Source organism: Amycolatopsis keratiniphila (genome assembly GCF_000400635.2).
In the GTDB taxonomy this organism is placed as follows: domain Bacteria; phylum Actinomycetota; class Actinomycetes; order Mycobacteriales; family Pseudonocardiaceae; genus Amycolatopsis; species Amycolatopsis keratiniphila.
In genome coordinates, this window is sequence record NC_021252.1 from 6,144,294 (window position 1) to 6,164,845 (window position 20,552).

Annotated in this window: 1 protein-coding gene (only partly in view); it reads right to left on the reverse strand. The window is 68.2% G+C overall.

Annotation, left to right across the window (positions count from 1 at the left end; translation table 11 throughout):
- On the reverse strand, positions 1 to 20,552 hold the 3' portion of the coding sequence (locus AORI_RS68275; RefSeq protein ID WP_476692322.1) for a WXG100-like domain-containing protein. 15,163 nt of this gene lie beyond the right edge of the window; only the last 20,552 of its 35,715 coding nucleotides appear in the window; its start codon lies off the right edge, out of view; it ends in the stop codon at positions 1 to 3.

The following is a 20,552-nucleotide window of genomic DNA, read 5'->3' on the forward strand; positions in this document are numbered from 1 at the left end:
TCACTCCTCGGGCTCGGACTTGATGATGTCCATGTCACGGAAGATGTCGAGATACAGGGGGCCGTAGTTGACGGTCAGGATGCCGAACGGGTTGAGGATGGGGTCGAACGCGTTGTCCAAGGCGATCATCGCGGAGATCATCATCTTCTTCAGATTTCCGGTCTTGTCCGGAATCCTCACCTCGAAAGGAACGAAAATGGCGTTGATTCGAGGTTCATCGTAAGCGATCTCGCCGTTCTTGAGCGCCGTGTTGGCGAACGGGATCGCGTTCGCCGCGCCTTCCGCGCTCATCGTGTATCCCACCCTGTCGGTCAGGTCCATGTGATAAGCGGGGTACAGCCGATAGGTCTCCTCCCACGTCTTGGCCGTCGCATTGTTGGTGAGCACCGCGCCCAGGTACAGACCCACCACCCGTCCGTTGCGCAGTGACATCCGTTCGTGGGGCTCCGTCTCGGCCGGAGCCTTCGACAAGCGCGCACCCCATTTGCCGACGAGGAACATCCGCTCGTGCTCCGGCAGATGCCTCCCCTCCATCGTCACCGGAACAGCGCGCGGCTCCGGCCCCCGCTCCGGATCTTCCAGTGCCAGCGACCTGACCAATTCCGCGACATCCTGCTCCAACCGAGGCCACAGTGCCTCCAAGTCCTTCGAGGACATACCCGTCAAGTGCGGGTACTCCGGGCTCGCCGCCATGCTCTTGAGCACCTGCTTGCCGCCTGCCATTTTGGCCGTGACCTGATCAAGGCCGGCCAACACCATCGGATGCACTCGACCGTCCTCGTCCGCGAACGGCTCGAAGACCCGGTTCACCGGATCGGCCGCATCACGCCACGGGAACCTGTAATCCATACCGAGTTCCGGATTCCACCGCAGAGCATGCTCCACCACTCGGGTCATCTGGAGGTCGGCGTCCTGGCCGTCCCGGTGGAAAACCACTTCGCGCCGTCCCTGATCCAGGTCGCGCACTTCCTCGCGCACCGGCGGGGCGTCCGGCATCGGTGAGTCCGCCGTTTCCGTCATCGGCGGCGCGTCCGCCATCTCCGCGTCGTGGTCTCCCTCCTCGCTCAGGCGAGCCCGCGAGCCCGCCCGGCCGCGCAGCATCGCCTCCTGCGCCTCGTCCCGGAGTGCGTCGGGCACCGCCGACGTGCCGCGGTGGGGCAGCGACAGCGATTCCGGAACCGAAAGCACGCCGGTTCCGTCCGGAAGCGTGCCCCGGAAAGGCCCGGCGGTGACGAGCCTCCGGATTTCCCGGAGTTCTTCGTTCCCGGCGCGGCCGGCCTCCCGCAGCATGTCCAGCACCCAGGCGCGGATCCAGATCGACGTCGCTTCCGGGACCAAGCCCTGCGGCCCGGGTACCAGCGACACGGTGAAGGGAAGCCGCGATTCGTGCACCGCGAGGAAATCCATCAGCGTCCCGGGCGAACCGGGCGACGGATCAGGGCGCCACCCGGTCACCCAGTCCGGCACCAGCGACAACGCCTCGTCCAGGGACGGCCGCTCCAGTTCGGCGCCCCACCTCGCCGCGGTGGTCGTGCTGACCATCCCGCCGGACAGCAGCGAAATCATCGCCGTCGGCACCGGCAGGCCGGTGAGCCGCACGGACTCTTCCTGCACGGCCTGGAACCACGAACGCACCCAGATCATCGTGGGCTGAGGGTGTTTTCCTTTCTCGGCGCGCTCCAAGGCGATGGCCAGCGGCAGGTCGTCCTTGTGCGCCCGCAGCAACGACAACAGGTCGGGGAACGGCTCCGGCCCCCGGCCCGGCCGGAAATCCGTCACCCAGGACGGGACCAGCGCCGCCGCGGCGGTGAAGTCGCTCTTCGGCAGGTCTTCGGTCCAGGTCGCCACGGACTCGCGGCTGACCAGACCGGTGGCGAAGGAGGCGATCCGGTCGTTCGAGATCCGCATGCCGGTCAGCCGGACGGATTCCTGCTGGATCTCGCGCACCCACACCCGGACCAGCCGCGTCAACGGCTCCGCGTGCTGGTGCCCCGTCCTCGGCTGCAGGGAGATGTCGAGCGGCAGCCGGTCCCGGTTGAGCCACAGGAAAGACCACAGGTCCGGATACGGGTCGGCGCCCTTGCCCGGCCGGAAGTCCCTGATCCACTCCGGCGCCTGGGTCAGCGCCGAGCGCGCCTCGCCCTTCGGCAGGTCCCTGACCCAGCTGGAGACAGTGCTCGTACCGGCCAGTCCCCCGGTGTAGGAGGCGAGCAGTTCGATCGGAACGCGCCGCCCGGTCTCCCGCACCGATTCCTGCTGGACGCCCCGGACCCAGACTTGCGCCCACCGCATCAACGGTTCGGAGTACACGCTCCTTTCCTGCAGGTCCAACGAGACGGCGAACGGCAGCCTGCGCTTGTTCGCCCGTAGGAAAGCCAGGAAGTCGGGCTGCGGATCCGCGCCCTTGCCCGGCCGGAAATCCTTGACCCAGGCCGGCATCAGGGAGGGGACTTCGGCAGGCCGGGGCTTGGCCCAGTCGGCGCTGGCGCGGCCCGCGGCCTTCGCGGTGAACAGATCGCCGGAAAGAGCCGCGAGCACGGTCACCGGAACCCTCATACCCGTTTGCTCCACGGCCCGCTCCTGCATCCGCGAGGCCCACGCGCGCAGCCACTTCGGGTTCGCCTCGGCCGAGCGCCCGGTCGCGTCCAGGAAATCCCGCAGCGTCGGCTGCTCTTCGCTGGGCACCCAGTCCACCACGTCTGCGGGCGCCCCGTCGCCGGTTTCCGCACCGGACGGTCCGGCGATCCTCGGGGCCGGGCTCGCGCCGAACTCGCGGCCGACCGTGGAAGCCGACAGATCCTTGGTCCACCGGGAAACGGCCGTCGTGCCGGCCACTCCCCCGGTGTACTCGGTGAGTTCCCGGACCTTGAGCCGGTACCCGGTCTCCCGCAGCGACTTCTCCTGCACGCCCCGGAGCCACAGCTCGACCCAGCGCACCAACGGCTCGGGATAGTTCCCCGAGGCCACCGGCTCCGGCCAGATGTTGAACGGCAGCCGGTGCCGGTTGGCCTTCAGGAACGAAAGAATGTCGCCGAACGATCCTTCCCCCGTCCCGGGCCGGAAGCTCATCACCCACTCCGGCACCAGCGACGGCACCGACTCCGGCCTGGGTGCGATCGCTTCGGCGTTGAATTCGAAAGCCTTCCGGACCGGGAGCACATCGCCGGCGATGTGCGAGAGCACCGTGGCGGGCACCCGCATGCCGGTTCGCTGCACCGCCTCCCGATGCATGTCGATCGCCCACTCGCGCAGCCAGGCCGCTTCATGCTGCGCCAACCGTCCGGTGTTCTCCAGGAAAGCGCTCAAGGTCTCCGCACCACCGATGCCCGGCCGCCACTGGACCACGTCCGCCGGTATTCCGGGAAGAAGCCTCGGGACCGACAGTTCCCAGTCCGAAGATCCCTGCGACGGCTGGACTCCGGCCGTCTCGGGGACACCGGAAGGCCCCTCCACCCGCTCGAAAAAGACGTCGTCGGCGGGATTCGGGTAGCCCCCGGTCAAATCGGACGTCCACTTCGACAGAGCCGCCGAGGGCCCGCCGGTCAGCTTCGCGAGTTCGGTCAGCGCCAGCTTCTTGCCGGTCAGCCGCAGCGATTCCGACTGCACTTCCCGCACCCAGGCACGGACCCATTCCAGCAACGGCGAGGTGTACCCGGCCTTGCCCACCGGTTCCAGCCAGATGTTCACCGGCAACCGGTCCTTGTTCGCCTCCAGGAACGACAGCAGATCGCCGAAGGGCTCCGGACCGGAGCCTGCCCGGAAAGCCAGGATCCAGCCGGGAACGAGCGAGGCGACCAGCTCCGGGCGAGGCGCGGCGGCGCCTTCGTTGTACGACCGTGCCCGTGGCCGGGTGACCAGATCACCGGAGAGAACGCCCAACAGGATCGTCGGCACCCGCATACCGGTCTGCTCCACGGCTTCCTGCTGCACGCTCATGACCCAGGCGCGCAGCCAATCCAGGTGTTCTTCCTCCGCTCTGCCCGTCTTTTCCAGGAATTCCCGCAGGGTGTCCGCCCCGCCGACCCCAGGACGCCACCACACGACATCCTCCGGCACGTTCTTCGCCGGCCGGGCAGCTCCCTCGCCGAGACCATCCGGCTCGCCGGTGGCCGCCTCGCCGCCAGAGTCGTCCGCGTCGTTCCCGGTCAGCGCGGCCACCCAGTCCGACACCGACGTGTGGTGCGCGAGGCCCCCGGTCAGCGACACGAGTTTCTGCACCTTCAGTCCGGAGCCGGTTTTCCGCAGCGCCTCCTCCTGCACCGTCCGCACCCATACGCCGGCCCACCGCACCAGCGGCGCCGAATACTTGTTCTTGCCGTCCGGCTCCAGCCAGATGTTCAGCGGCAACCGGTCCTTGTTCGCCTTCAGGAACGACAGCAAATCGCCGAAGGACCCCGGACCGGAGCCTGCCCGGAAAGCCAGGACCCAGTCGGGGACCAGCGAGAGCATCGCCTCAGGCGTGGGCTCGGGGCCCTTCTTGCTGTACGCCCGCACGGATTTCACGGTGAGCAGACCGCCGGAGAACATCTCCAGCAACGCCGCGGGCATCCGCATGCCGGTCTGGCCCACGGCCTCCTGCTGCATGCCCACCACCCAGGCGCGCAGCCATTCCGGCCGCTCCGCCTCCGCCCGGCCCGTCGCGGCCAGGAACTCCCGCAACGTGTCCGCCCCGCCGGCGCCGGGGCGCCACTCCACCACGTCCGCGGGAGGACTCTCCGGCGTCCGCGCCGCGTTCTTCTCGCGAGCCAGGTGCCGTGGTTCGCCGAGACCGAGGGCGAACGGTGCGTTGAGCGGGACGGGCAGGCGATAGCTTCCGTCGATTCGGCCGTCACGGTTCTGCGCCGTGGGCTCGATCTGCCAGACCCAGCCGTCACCGTCGGCGTCGGGCCGGATCGGCCTTCCGTCCTCGGTAAGGCCGAGAGAGCCAACCCGGACCGCGGTACCGGCTCCGGGCACACCCAGCCACAACAGATCTGTCGGATGCCCCACCGGGACACCCAACCGCTGCCGCAAGGCGATGGCCAACGGCTCCAAATCGCCGGTCTCACAGGCGTACAACCGGACCGCGTCCTCGCCGTTCCAGCCGGAGTTCCGCACGGCCTGCTCGATCACGTCGAGATCCCGCGACCCGTGATCGAGCAACACCACACCGACCACGTTTTCTTCTCTCGGCAACCACCTGGCCGCTTGCCCAAGGGCTGAGTCAGCGTCACCGATCAACACCCCCACGCCGGCCGGCGTCACCGAGTAAGCCGCACCGACCCGATTCGGCATGTCCCACAGAGACGGATCACCCGTTCCCGAATCCGGCTGAGCCGGGAAATTCTCTTCCGGAACATTCTGTCCGCCGCCGACGAACTCGGCCGCCTTGCCCGCCTGCCTGGCGGACACACCGACCCCCAGCTCCGCGAACGACTTCCCCGCTCCCAGATTCCTCCAAAGCCGGCTGATCTGGCTGCGATCGAGCAGCCCACCGGACAGCTCGGAGACCTTCGCCTGCGTGAAGGCATTTCCAGAGCTGTCGTTGGCGTCGCGCATCCCTGCCACCCAGGCACGGATCCAAGCCAAAGCAGCCTCATTCGAAAGCCGGTTTCCCTCCGACTTCAAGACGAATCCCTGGGGAAGGCCCCGCGCGATCAGAAACTCCCGCAGTGTCCGCGGACCGGACCCGTCCACCGAGGGACGCCAATCCACGACGTCATCGGGCACCACCGAGCGTTCGTCCCCAGCCGGCTTTTCCCTGCGGGAAGCCCCCTCACCACGGCCGCTTATCCCCTCCCACGCCCGCCTGACCTGATCACGACCGATCAAATCCCCGGAAATTCTCGAAACTTCCAGCGCGTCGTAAGAGTTACCCGCCGGGTCTTTCGACTCACGCATCCCTTCCGCCCAGGCATGGATCCAAGCCAAAGCGGCCCTGCTCGAAGTTCTGTTCGTCGCCGACTTCAGCACGAAACCCTGGGGAAGACCGCGGCCGATCAGAAACTCCCGCAGCGTCCGCGGACCGGACCCGTCCACCGCGGGGCGCCACCTCAGCACATCCTCGGGCATTACCGACCACGCGTCGACTTCCTCGGTCACCTGCTCGGCAGGCGCAGCGATTCCCAGTTCCGCGGACGTTTTCCCCGCCCGAAGGTCTCGCCACAGCCGGCTGAGGGTCTCAGGGGCGATCAAACCCCCGGACATCTTCGCGATATCCGCCAGGACCACGGGCTTCCCGGAAGCATCTTTCGTCTCGCGCAGCCCGGCCGCCCAGGCACGGATCCATCCCAAAGCAGACTTGCTCGAATACCTGTTCGCCGCCGACTTCAGCACGACCCCCGCCGGAAGGCCCCGCCCCATCAGGAACTCGCGCAGGGTCCGCGGACCCGATCCGTCCACCGCGGGACGCCACCGCAGCACATCCAGGGGTACCCGCGCCGGCCCATCGTCAACAGGCTCCCTCTGCCGCGAAAACTCCCCACCCGCGACCAAAGGCTCGCCCGTGGGGGACGACACCACCGGACGACCGTCCCGTCCCACACCGAATTGGACCTCGACCGCTCCCGAGGCCGGCCCGCTGTCTCCCCTCTCCTCCGAAAGCGGGCGAGAGATGCTTCGTTCCTGGGCACGGGCCTGTTCTGCGCCTGCCGGTTCAGCATGAATTTCAGCCTCATCGGCTGCCCAAAGATCTTCGAAGTCGAAATTCAGCGGCTCATCCCATTGGACCGAGGAGAGCCATTCCGGCATGGTCTCCAGCATCGCTTCGAATTCGAAAGGCGACAGATCCAGAGGCGAGTTCAGGTCCGGCGCGGGTTCCGGTATGAGATCCATGCCATCTTCAATGAAAGCGGTGGGTTCACCTGACGCTAGCGGAATCGTCTCCGGCTCCTGCCAATCGACACCGGCCTGAGGATCGGCCGACGCCTCCTGCCCACTTTCCTCGCTTTCCTCCTGATCAGGACGCAAAGCCGTCCGACCCCGCTGACGCGCCTCTTCCGCTTCCCTCGCCAGCGGACTGGGGATTCCCACATCGCCTTCGTCGACCTCAGCCTCGCTGACACTTCGCGCATCACCGACGTAAACCTTGGCCCGTACATGGGCGTCCGGCCCCAGACGAGGGCCGGAACCCGAGTATTCGGCCAGCACGTCGGCAGCGAACCGCTCGAGATCGACGGCGCCGGTCCAGCCTCGCGCGCGCAGACCCAGAACCACTGTCCTGACACCGTCCCGGACCAGCCTCTCGACGAGAGTCCGGCGTTGTTCCCGAACGTCGTCCGTCTCGTGCTGAGACCTGGCCTGCACCAGTGTGAAAGGTCGCATTTTCGCTTGTCCCGCGCTCAGGGATCGCAGCGCCTCCCCTTGCGCCATCCATCTTATCCGATCCGCTTGCGCCATTGTCGGATCCGATTTTTTCACCGGGAAAGAAATACCGATCGAAGATGCTCGCTGATATTCCGACGGCACCTTTCCCTCATCCGCGTATCGCAACATTTCAAGGCGCATTCTTCCCTTGGCGGTACGCGTTCCCGTACTGATCTTGAGCTTCAGGGACTCGTTGAGCCCCGTTTGAACCACACCCGCTCGTTCCAGCTCTTCGCGCACGAGCGTCGCGACCCCCTGCAGTCTCACCGCGTGCACGGTGCGGAGACGGTCCGCCTCGCTTCGGATGACCAGGACGATCCTGATGTCCGGGGCCTGCAACCCGGCCTGCTGACGCCGGAGCACTTCGGGCACCAAAGTCCTCACCGCCGCGTGCAACGCCTGCAGGTCATCCAGCGCGAGCTGGTGTCCGGATTCCGCGTCCAGTGGTGCCGACCACTCCAGCCCCGGCAAGCCGGCCGATGCCTCCGCACTACTGTCCGACTCGTCGCTTTCCGCAACTCGAGGTTCGGCCACATTGCCGACCTCGACCGGCATGGTCACTTCCGCGCCTTCGACCTTGGCGAGCTCGCGCAGCAGGAATTCCCTGAGAGCAGGATCTTCCTGCGGCTCTTCATCGGATACGTGTCCGGGAGACTCGACGGCGCTCTTCTCGACGGTCATATCGACCAGATCCGGGCCACTCGTCTTGGCGTGGCGTTGGGAAAGTTCGATCTTCACCTCCCCGAGCAAACCGTCAAGATCGATATCGGATCCCGCCGGCTTCCACACATCCAGGACCGTCGTCGCCGCGGCTTTGACCGAGTCGATCAAGTGCGCTTTTCTCTGCTCCAGCAACTGCGGCGTGCCATGGAAGGCCGGGTCCAGGACGAAGGCGATCGGACTCATCCTGCTTTCCCCCGCGAGCAGCGCTCGCAGCGCCTCGCCCTGGACGACCCACCTCAGTTGATCGGCGTGCGCCAGCGGCAAGGCTTCCGAATGCTGCGAGAACGCGACGGCCAGCCGCGTCATTCCACGGTAATCACCGGGTTTCAGCTCGCGATCGGTGTACCGGAGCAGCTCGAAGCGCATCCGATCCCCGACAGCGACACGGTGCGTGCTGAGATCGATTTTCGCCTTCAGCTCGGGCGCGAAAGACGCGACTTCGACGCCTACCTCGGCCGAAAGGCGCACGATCTCGTCATCGATCATTCTCTGCAGCACCGAGCTGAGCGACTTCAGCCGTTCCCATTGAAAGGGTTTACGCATGTCCTTGTGGTCGACATAGAGACGCAGCCGAAGATCGGGCGCCTGTGCACCCTCGCCCAGTCGCAGCAGAATCTCCGGCGCGATGAGGTTGACGACCCTCTCGAGTTCCCGGAGGTCCGGCGTGCTCACCGTCAAGCCCGCTCGATGGGCGATGGGTTGCCCCGTCCAGTGGATCTCCGGCGTTGCGTAGAGGAATTCCGAGTCAGGCGGAAGATCGGTACGTGTCCTCTGCGCCCGCCCTCGCCCGGTAGCCGTACCGCTTGCTTCCGCGTGCTGCGCGACGCGGGATCGCGCTTCCTTGAGCCACATGCCGACTGAGTGCTCGCTGACCAGGCCACCGGCAAGTGCCGCCAGGGCTCTGTGGGAGTAACGCTGTCCGGCGCTGGGGGCGACCTCGTTCGCCATACCCTCCACCCAGGCTCGCACCCAGTGCATGGTGGCGGCGTTCAGCCTGCCGGAGGCAGGCGTGACCGAAACACCCTCAGGCAGATCACGTGCCTCCAGATAGGCGCGCAACGTCTCCGGCCCGCCCTCCTCCGGCCGCCACCCCACCACGTCCGCGGGAACTGCCACCGGTCGCGCCTGCGCGGCACTTGCCTGTCCCACTTCCGGTTCGGTGACGGCGGGTGCCACCAAGCCCAGCTCTTCCAGCGTTTTGCCTTGGTCGAGGTCGTTCCACAACCGGCCGATCTCGTTGGCGTCGATCAGATCTCCCGACAGGTGGGCGACCTCGGTGCGGGTGAAGGGCTCACCCAGCACGTCGTTCACACCGTGGAATCTCGCCGCCCAGGCCCGGATCCACGTCCTGGCAGCCGCGTTCGACCTCCTGTTCGTGTCCGATTTGAGAACGAAACCCGCGGGAAGCCCCCGCTCGACCAAGTACTCCCGCAGCGTCTGCGGTCCGGTGCTGTCGTCGCCGGCCCGCCAGCCCGCCACATCCTCCGGCACTGGGAACACCCGTGCGGTCTCACTCCGCCGGGGCGGGGCGCCACCCTGTAGGCCCTTTTCACGAGGCCACATGACTTCGCTCACCAGTGCGCCCGAAAGTGCGTCCGCCGAATGCTCGTCGTCGTATCGGTACAGGTTCCAGGCGACCAGGTCGACCGCTGCCCGATACCGTGCGCGGTGGGCACGGTCCACCCAAGAAGCGGTCTCGACGAACGGCCGGGGCGCTTGGTGATGACGGCTCACGATTTCGCGCGCCAGCGCGAGCACCGGGTCCGAGTCCTCGAGCCCGGCCAGCGCGGCGCGCGCCCGGGCCAGTTCCTCCGCACGGCGTGGCAACGGGTTCGCAGGGGCCGTGAAGACCTCCGGACCGAACAAGCCCGTGACAGGACGCTGTCCCGACACCTGAAGCTGCACCGCGCCCACCGACGGGTCACCCGAAGGCCGTTCGATCGCGGACACCCGCACCCGGCTCAAGAGCTTCTCGGCCGAGATGCCCGCCGCCCCCGGCGGATACGCGTTCAGCCTGGCCCGGACCGCCGACTCCACGAGCGAGGACACCCCTGAGACCCCCTCCCGGGAATCCGGGGACACGAACACTCCACCGCGCAACGTCGGTTCCGCTCCCGGCCGCGCGGCCACCGCGGCGTCGACGAAACCCTCCACCATCAACGTGACCGTGCGGTGGTCGGCACCGGTCAACCGGCCCGAACCGTCCGAACGGCCCTCCCAAGTGACCAGAGCACGCCCGGCATCCGGTTCGAACGCCGACGAACCGGACTCGCTGTCGCTGTCCAGGAAGATCTGTCCGGCCTCGTCCGAGCCGGTGGGATTTCCGGCGGCGCTGTCCGGGACGGAACTGTTCGGAGGCACGGCATTCGAGAGCAGGCTCGAGTCCGTCACCTCGGCAGGCGGCCGGTCACCCCGCTCACCTGCCGCCGTCACCGCTTCGGGCACCTTCACCTCGGTGGCCAGCTCCTGCGCCAGCACCCTGAGCATGGCCCCGGCGGCGGCCGGGCTCTCACCGTCCAGGTGGTAGTGCACCCGCTCGGCCGCCAGGATGGTGTGCAGGACTTCCCGCAGTTCCCCTGTCCCCGGCACCGTGGAGCTCAGGCGGGGGAAATACCCGGACAGCGTCTGCCGCGCTTCCTCCGTGAGACCGGCGAGCACGTCCACGGAGACCGGCTCGGTCTCCAGCAACTCTCGCGCCCAGATCGCCTTCCGCCGTACCCAGTCCGGCAACGAGATCCGAGACCGCTCGTCAGCGGAATCCGCCGGTGCTCGGTCGGCCACGGAATCCGAGGCTGCGCCGTTCTGCTCGCGCAATCTCGCGTTGATCTTCGCCAGCTCGGTTTCCAGTTCCTCCTTGGCGCGCACCCAGGCGGCCCGAGCCGCGTCGGCCGCCTGGGTGGCCTTGGTCAGCTCGGCGCGTGCCTGGGCGAGCTCTTCCGCGGCGGCGTCGAGCTTCGCTTCTTCTTGAGCGAGCGTCGCGGCCAGGCTCCTGCTCTGTTCCCTCGCTTCGTCCCGCATATCGGTGCCGTCCGCCCGCAACGCGGCGACACTCGCGGCGGCTCGCGCCCGCTGCGCGGCGATCCGCGGATCGAGTCCGACCTCGCCCGGCACTCCCGCCACCTCGCGAAGCCGTTGCTCCGCACCTTGCTCGTCGAACCACTTCCGGTCGGCGACGCCCTGCTTCCGGTGAAGGATCGTCTCCTTGGCCCGCCACAAGGCGGCGGCCTGGGTAACCCTGTCCTGGGCTCGCACCGCCGTCTCCGGGAGCGGCGCGCCCAGGACCTTGGCCAGGCCGGCGTTGATCACCCGGGGAAGGGCCGAGGCGGGGAGCCGCACGACCACCGCGCTGGTGACGCCGTCGACCTCGGCCACGATGAAGTGCTCGGTGTCGAACTTCGTCAACCCGCTCCGGCCGGTGTCCTGCAGGGTGACCGACCGCTGTCCCGCGGTGGCACCGGCGAGCTGCCCGCTCGCCGTCGCCGATTGCGAGTCGGCTCCTCCGGGGATGTGCAGGTTGCCGGCTCGATCCGTGATGCCACCGTCACCACCGACCAGCTGGGTGCCCGAGCTCCCGGACTGGGCGGTGTCGGAGGTGAAGCTTTCCAGGATCTTCGCGGACTGGTCGAAACGGACGGTGTCGCTCAGGCCTGCGATCTGTACCCCGGTCAGCCGGGAGTAGATCTTGACCTTCGCTTCCTGGCCACCGGTGAGCGACATGGTGTACAGGTCCGGGAGGGGCAGTGAGGCCGCGGACGTCTTGACCAGATTGGCCCGGATGGCCGAGTTGGTCACCGACAACGCGAGCGTGTTCATCGCGCCGGTTTCGCTGCTGGTCAACCCCGCTTTGGCTCCGGCGTCCTTCATCGCGCGGACCACACCGTCCCGGATGTCCGCGGCGCCTCGGAACCCCTCCACGAGTACGTCCACCGGCAGTTTCACGCCCTCGCTCTGCCATTCCTTGACGCTGGCGTCGGTGTGCCGTCCGACCGGGACCGTCAGGCTCCGGTGTTCCGGGGCGGCACCGCCACCGAGCCTCTGGTCGTCTGCGTTGGTCCGGATGGTGATGTGATCGGTTAGGGCGCTGGACGCGACCTCGCGGCCTTCCCGCTCGATCTTCAGCTCCCACTTCAACCCGACCCGGTAGCGGGCACCCGGACCGGACCCGGTGGTCGCGCGGATCGAGGTCAGCCCCGAGCCGGTGACGCGGCGATCGGTGCGCTCACGAGTCCCGCCCAAGCCCGCGGAGCCGCCCATCGCGCCAGAAGTCGCGTCACCGGACGAGAACAGGGACCGCCAGCCGGGACGGAACCAGCCTCCCCTCGACTTCGAGCGTTCTTCGACCGTCTTGCTCATGGCCGTGTTGGTGATCGCTTGCTCGATCTCGCTGCCGTCGTTCACGTAACCGTCGAACTCGACGGTCTCCGCGGTGGCCTTGAGGACGACGTTGTAGTCGTCCGACCACAGCACTCCCGGCTTGTGGACACGCAAGGGAACGCCGCCGTCCAGCGCGTTGTCGAGCAAGGACGTCGCGTTCGCGTCATTGACCAGTTCGCCCAGCCGTTCGGCCGTCCCCATCGCGTCCTCCAGCACGGACTCCGGGATCAGGCCCCGATGCTTGCCCGGGAGGCCGGCGCGCAGGGTGGGCAGCAGGCTGGAGAGGTCCGGTAGATCCTCGGCCACGTAGGCGCCGAGCGAGCCCGACGCGCCGAACGACAATTCCGGCGCGCCGAGATTCGGCACCGTTTCCCGAGGTTCGGCCGGGGGAAGCAGTCCCTGCGCCCTGGCCTGCCGCTCACTCATCCGGACGAAAAGCGAACCCGGCAGGTACTTGTCGGCACCGGCGACGGAGACCTCGCCGTCGACGACCCGCTTCTGCCTGCTCTCGACGACCATCCGTGAACGGACGTCGTAACGGACGAGCACCGTCCGGCTGTGCTCCGAGCCCTTTTCCTTGTGATCGACCATGACGGTCTGTTCGCTCGCCCGGCCCCGCTTCCTGCCCCAGAACTTCGCCGCCCCACCCAGTGCCATCCGTCCACCCGCCACCGACGTCGACGTCGCGTCGGGTGCGAAGAAGTTCATGGTCGCGCTGGGGCCCAGCGCCTTCACCCGGATGTACTCCGACGCCGCCTTGGTCGTGCCGCTGAAAGTCGTCTTGTCCCGGCCGACGTCCGAGGTCCTCACCACGACCGGATCGGTGAGTTCCAGCCGCATGCCGAGCGCTCCGATCCGTTTCGTGGCGCGACGCCCGTAGCTGAGGCCGTTGCGCCGGAAGGCCGGTATCGAGACGGATTTGAGCAGCCCACGCAGCGTCTCGGGGGCGAACCACTGGTGCACGAGCTGGTGTCCCTTGCTTCCCGGAAGCACCAGTACCTCGTCGTCTTTCGTGGCACGGTTGGACAGATCGACTGCCAGCTCACCCAATTCCCCTGCGTGGGCGAAAGCCTCCACGTAGAGGAAATCCGGCATGGGACCGGCCGACGCGGCCAGCTCGTCGATGGAAGGTGTCTGCCCGGGATCGAGGTGGACGACCTTCGAGGGCCCCGGGGCGAACTCCGACGGATCGGTCTCGTAGACCGCGGATTCGCTCACCCACAACTCTGTCCTCCCCTTCACCTTCGGGAGAGTGATCTCGGCGCCGGGACGGGAACCGGCGAGCGTGCGCACCTTCGGGATCGAGCGCCGGGGGGATCCGGGGGTCAGCCGGCGCACCCAGCGGCGGGGGCGCCGGTGGCTGACGATCTCGATGTCGAAGGTGATTCCATGGGCGAACACATGGGAGCGGTCGGTACCGACCTGCTCGACGCTCAGGGTGCGTCCGCTCCCACCGGTGTTCTTCCACGCTCGGCCATCAGCGAACTTGACCGGTGTAGCCGCGACGTTGACGATCGCGCCGGTCTCCAGCGCGCCGGTGAAACCGACCCGCCCGCGTGCCTCCGGCCCGGCGCCCCAGCCACGATTCACACCGGCGCCGCCGGCGACGGTCGCCCCCGTGGCCTGGATTCCGGCCACCGTGCGCCCGTCGACCTGTCCGAGATGACGGCCGTCGTCGAGGGTGGCTTTGACCCGCACGCTGATGAACTCGTCGAAGAAGAAGCCACGACGTTTGAGCTGTGTCGAGACACCCGGTCCGAGCAGGCTGTCCAAACGGTTCATCAGTGCGGTCGCCGAGAACACCGACGCGAGCTTCCGCTGGTTGGACAGGCGTCGCTCCATTTTGTCGCCGCTGCCTCGGACCGTCTTCTCCTCCTGGCTGCTCCACTTGGGCAGCAGATCCTCCAAGCCGGGAGCCCGCCGCAACGCGTTCTCGATCCGAGGGAGGATGCCCGCGGCCGCGGGCGTGACCCCGGCGCGGATGTGGCCACCGGCCGCGGCGGCCGCCAGGTAAGGGGGTTCGAAACGCGGACCCACGTCGATGAAACGCTTCTCGTAGCCCGGCGGGACCGGAAGGTTCTCGGCCGCCGCCTCGTGCAGGTCCAGCCGGACGTACTTCGTCGCCGGTTCCGTCACCCATTGACCGTGCGAAGTCTGCACGGCGACCTCGCCCGTCACGCGATAGAGACCGACGTCGCCCTGGACGTACAGGCCGGTCCCCGTGGTGTCCGAGCGTCCTCCGGAGGCGATGTCGGGGATGCTCGCGTTGACGTTCCCCGCGGCCCCGCCGTACGCCGCCGCGACGCCGGGCACCCCGGCCCCACCACCGATTCCACCGCGCAGCTCGGGCCCGGCCTTGGTGGTGTACGCGACCGATTCCTCCGCTGTCACCGTGTCCTGCGTACGGGACTCACCTCTGGCGGACACCACGCCGACGAACTCCACTTCCTGCGGACGGAAGTTCATGCGGGCGGCTTCGCGATAGGCGCCGTGACGACTCACCAGGTCCGCGGAGGGCACGGCCTCACCCGGCCACATCCGCCTGGACAACGCGCGAATGTTCGCGGAGGACACGAATTCACGCAGAGCCGCCCAGCCGGGAGCGCCCAGCTTGGTCACCGACGGGTGGAGTTTCCGCTGGAGCTTGTCGACCAACGACAGCTCGTCGATCAGCACCGCGTCGACGGCCACGAAACCCATCCGCTTTTCCCAGCCTCGATACGGCTTGCCCGTCGACACGCCCTCCGGTTTCGTGATCTCGCTGAGCGAATCCGAAAGCAGCAGAGTGACCTCGCCGTCGGTGGTGCCTCCGGTGACAGCGCCGTCTTCGCCCGTGAGGGTGATGTAGTACTTGACCGGGACTTTCGCGCTCTGGGCCTCGGATTTCGGCCTCCAGATGGTCTGCGTGTTCGTTGAGGTGTCGGAGGTGCGTACCCCGACCGGCCGGGCCAGCCCCACGCTGCCTCCAGCGAGCACCGGCCAACCACTGCTCATCAGTGAGACCCCGGAAAGCCCCAGCCGATAGGCGGAATTCTCCGCACGGCTGTGTGAGTGGCCGAAGACGTGCTCGTCACGGACTTCGCGGACGGCCCTGGACGGTTCCCTCTTGCCCTCCCCGGGGGTGGCTCCATCGAGGTCCATCACCGCGACGACATGCGCCTCGAACCACTTCTCCCCGACCCGGACCTGGAAGCTCCGGCCGCCCCGCGCCGGTGAGGCAGCCGTTTCGGCCGCCTGTTCCGTACCCGGTTTCGCCCCGAGGAAGCTCTCGAACCTCGCGCGATTCAGCTTTCCGCTGATGGCCTTGATGCCCTCCGGCGCCGCGGTGCCGAACGGGGCCAGGAGCTCGGTGATCCGGTCGCCGACCTTGTCACGATCCTTCACGTCGCTCACCACGACCAGGCCCAGAGCCTTCCCGTCGCGGGCATACTCCGGCATCGCCTCCCGGAACGACGGACCGGGCTTGCCCGTCGCCGCGATCGTGGGAGGCGCGCCGTCTCCCAGGTCACCTGGGCGCTGTCCACCTGAAGGTGCGGCCTCCGCCGACGAGCCCGATTCGTCCTCCTCGGCGATCGTCTTCAGGCGGCGGTATTCCCCCTTGCCCGGGTGCGAGGATCCGGCGGCGGCGCCGTCCTCGCTTGCCTTGCCCCAGATCTCGACGACCGGGTGTCCGTCGCCGGGAACGGCCACGAGTGCCTCCGGCAGGCCGAGCGCGGCCTTCCCGGTCCGGGGTGCGGAGCCGGGGAGCGACACCTGTTCGAGGTGGACCGCCGCGTCCAGGGCCGGCTCGACCAGTGCCTGGTACGTGTCCTCGGCTTCGTCACCGAAGACACGGACCTGCAGCTCGGCACCCGGGTTGTCGAGAAGGAAACGAGCCACGTCACGCGCCTGCTTCTGGAGTGCGGCATCCCCGTCCCGGTTTTCGGGGGACAGCTCGACGCGCAGAAGACGCTGCCCACCGGGCAGGGCCGGCGCCTCCGAGGAATCTCCCGGCTTCCCGGCACCGTCGTCCGTCCCCTGCGGGTCCGGCTCGTCCTCTTCCCAGATCGGGGGCAGGTTCCCGTCGTCGCCTTGACGCATCGGCAGACGATCCGTGTTCTCGTCGACCCAGATCTCGATCACCGAAGCTCCGGTGTCCGGCACGACCTCGGGCGTGGCCGCCAACCCGACCTGGTGCCGTCCGAGCCGCTGCAGCAAGGGGACCGACAACTGCTCGAGGTTGACGAGGGAGTCCAGCTTGGCCATGACCAAACCGTTGAAGTCCCGCAGGGCCGTGACGGAGTCGCCGATCACGCGGTAGCGCACCGTGGGCCTCCGGCCCTCCGCATGCGCGGCGAGCAGGTCGCGAGCGAGCTCGGAAAGCGGCTTCCAGTATTCGACCGGCACGCCCTCGGCGCCCGGCGGGATCTCCATCCGCACGACACGTCGCCCGCCGTGGAGGGCCGGGTTCGCTCGGGCGGCGGCCAGCGCGTTGTCGTAGTCGCGCTTCGCCTTCCAGAACTTCGCCGCGGCGCGGCGTTCGAAGGCGGTCTGTACACCGGCGCTGGTGGGGTTCTTGGCGGCCAGCACCCTGGCCTTCCCCCGGGCCTGGGTCCATTCCCGGTCACGCGCGGCCAGCGCGAGGGCACTGTCCTTGAGCGATGCGGGCAGCCGGTGGTTCTGGTCCTTGCGGCGGACGTGGTAGCCCTTGTCGTAGTCGACATCGGCCACCTGCTTCGTACGCCGGGCCAGCGGGCCGGTGGAGAGAGGCTCGGCCACCAACCGGAACCGGGTGGGATAGGACCAGGTACTGGTGATGGGATCCGCTGCGGCGGGTGCTCCCGGCTTCGCCAGCGCCCGGCCGCCTGATCGTTCGGCACTCTCGTGCTCGTGCCCCACGCCGACGGCGCCGTGAGGCTCGGATCCGAAGAACAGGGCGGTCATGCTGCCGAAGATCTGCCTGCCTTCTTCGTACGTGGTGTGCCCGGGAGCCTGGGGGACGCCCGCACCCCAGACCGGCATGGTCATGACCACGTTGGCGGTCTCACTTCCGCCGCTCGATTCCTTGGTCCGGGTGGCGTCCGTGTGCCCGTTCATCGTGATCCGCCCGCTCACGTTCTCGAGGGAGCCGGGGCCGTCCATCATGGCGTGCAGGGTCAGTTTCACGCCCAGCTCCGACGGGAGGTTCAGTTCGGTGCCGGTGGTGTCATCGTTTTCCGGCACGACGGCTTCAGCCGGGAGACTCGAAGCGCTGCCGGCGCCGAAGTGCGACCGCGCCAAGGCGTTCAACTGGCTGGGGGTGAGCTGCTCGCGCAGCATCGCCAGCGTCCGCGCGTCCAGCTTCTTCCCGAGCGCCGCTTCCAGCACGGTTTGGGCGGCGTCGCGCAGGGAGTCGACGCTGCCGCCGAAGTGAGCCATCCGGAAGTCCGCGGGGTCGTCCGGGAGCCGCGCGGCGCCGGCGGGCTTCCGCCATTTGTCGACGCTGTTTTTGGCGGCTTCCGTTTCCGGGCGCCGGATCACGGTGCCTTCGCGCGGACCGTCGTCCGCGCCGCGGTCCTCCACAGCGGACCGGGTGCGCACCGTGCGTTCGGCGGCGATGTCGGCGATGCGCTCGCCGTGCCGTTCGAAGCGGATGTCGAATTCCAGCTCGACGCTGCGCTCGGCCAAGGTTCCGCTGACCGTCTCGGACTGCAGCAGGTCCGCGGCGCGCGTGGTGACGCGGCTGCGGAACTGGTTGAGCCAGTCGACGAGGTGACCGGCGCCGTAGCCGAGCGTGGCGGCGGGCGCGCCGTGCCTGCCGGGGTTCTGCTGCGCTTCCTGGACGTCGGACTCCGACTGGAACATCATGGCCCCGGCGGGAACGGTCATCAGCTCGACGAAGCTTCGCTTCACGGTGCGGGTCGTCGCCGCCCAGACCGAAGCCACCGACGTCTTGGTGAGCTCGCCGTGCACCACGCCGACGGGCTTCGGGTCGCTCTTCGGCCGAGCCTCCACGATCAGGTCGTAGGTCTCCCCGCTGATCCTGTTGTCCAGCCGCAGGCCGGCGCTGACGCCACCGTTGGCCAGATCGACCATCGACGCCTGGAAGTCGGAGAGGAACCGCTCGATCGCGCTGTGGTTGTCATGCCCGGTGTCCGAGGCCGCGCTGTTCAGCAGCTGATCGGCCTTCTCCTTGGTGAGCGCGTTCTCCAGGCGCTCGTAGAGCCCGGCGGAGCCGCCAGCCCCGTCCGGCTTGTCGGCTCGGTACAGCGAGCCGCTGAGGTCGACCGGCTCGCTGACCCCGTCGGCCCAGTTCGACCCGCCGAGCTCGTGCCCCGCAGGAACACCTTCGACTCCCCTGGCAGGCAGGGGCGCCACCAGCGCGGAACTCGCGATGCCACGGCGTGCGTCCTCCGCCGCCTGCTGGATCCGCACCTCGTGCAATTGCTCGTCGGTGAGCAGGACGCGCGCGGCCCTGGGCAGCTCTGCCCGGTGCGCGGCCGTCTTCGGGGGTCGTGTCTTGCGGAAATGCCACCGGTCGAGGAGACCCCGCCTGGCTGTTTCCACCGAGACAGTCGTCTCGAGCGTCGCTTCGACCACGTGCACGCGACGCGGCTCCAGGGTCTGCGAACTGTTCGTCGACACCCGCGTCTTGCGGCTCGTGATCTTACTGATGCTGGAGCGCCAGAGGTTCAGTTCCGCGAGGACCGGCGCCACGCCGCGCAGGACGGTTCCCTCCGGACGCGCGGTCCCGTCACTGACACCGAAGACCGCGGGTTCGAACTCGTTCGCGAATCCCCAAGCGCGGCCCTTCTCCGACGAGGTCGACGTCGAAGTTCCCGCGCCCTGTTGCGGCTGCTGCCAGAAGGTGTCGAGCACTTCGGGGTCGCGAAGCCGGTAGGAGACCCCCACAGCCGCGGTCCTGATCGCCCTGCGCCGCTTCCATCGCAACCCGTCGATCCGCGTCGGCCGGTTGAACGCCCGCGGGTCCAAGCGCAGGGCCTCTGCCGAGATGGCCTGGTCGATCAGCGTGGAGTTGTCGCCGTCGCGGTAGGTCCAGATCGGGTCTCCGGAGGCGCGCTTGAGCGTTCTCTTGACCCGCTCGCGTACCTGGTCCAGTCCGCTCGCCGAAAGGACCTGGACGCCGTCCAGGACACGGGAGGTGCCGGTCCGGAGGTAGTCGGCCCTGTTCAACGGCTGCGACGGGAGCCGGGTTTCCCTGGTCGCCGACACCGACTGCAGGGCGTTCCGCTCCGCCTCCGTCAGCTCGAGCACCACGTCGGCGACGATCGTGTGGGGAGCGCGTCCGTCCGCGGCGGCCTGCGAATCGATGATCGGCAGCTGGAAGCCCTCGGGAACGTGTTCGCCCCGCTTGCCGACAGTGAGCCCTTGGGCGAGTTCGTTGTACCGGGAGTAGTACGAACCGGAGACCTTCAATTCGACCTTCGCCGCATAGCGGTATTTCGGCTCCGGGACGACGGCACCGGACTCGTCCAGTTCCCGGCCCGCGGTCCCGCCGGCGGCCAGCTCGATGTCACGCGCCCGTCCGGTGGCCCTGCTCCGGTTGAACGAGAACTTGTGCGTGCCGGTGAACATGACGGTGTTGCCCGACAACGCTCCGTAGATCCGGGCGCGGAACCCGGCGGAGAGGTCCATTCCGGTGTTGGCGGTGTCCCCGCCGCGCTCGGCGTCGGTCAGCGTCCTGGTGCCCGCGCCGCCCTTGACCGGCCCCAGCGGCTCGCCGAGCGGCGCCAGCAGCCGGGCGTCGATCCGGAATCCCGTCCGATAGTCGTGTCCCCAGCCTGCCTCGGGCGCCAGCTCCAGGAACTGTGACTTGTCGGAAAGCAGGTCCGGCAGCCGCCGGGCGAGATTGTCCGCCGACACGGCCGAGTCGATGTCGTCCCAGCGTCCGAGCTGGCGTTCCAGCTTTCCCGTCAAGCCCTTCTTGAGCTTGGGGTCGTCGAACGGGGTCACCAGCCCGGCGTCCCGCCAGCCCCAGCGCTTGTGCCCGGGGATCATCTTCGCCGACTCGCGCAGGATCTTCTTCAGCCGGGCACTGGCTTCACTCAGTTGAAGCGGGGAACCTGCCGTGGCGATGCCCGGACCGGGCTGCCCGTTCGTCACGGTGCCGGTGTTTTCGTCCGGAAGAAGAC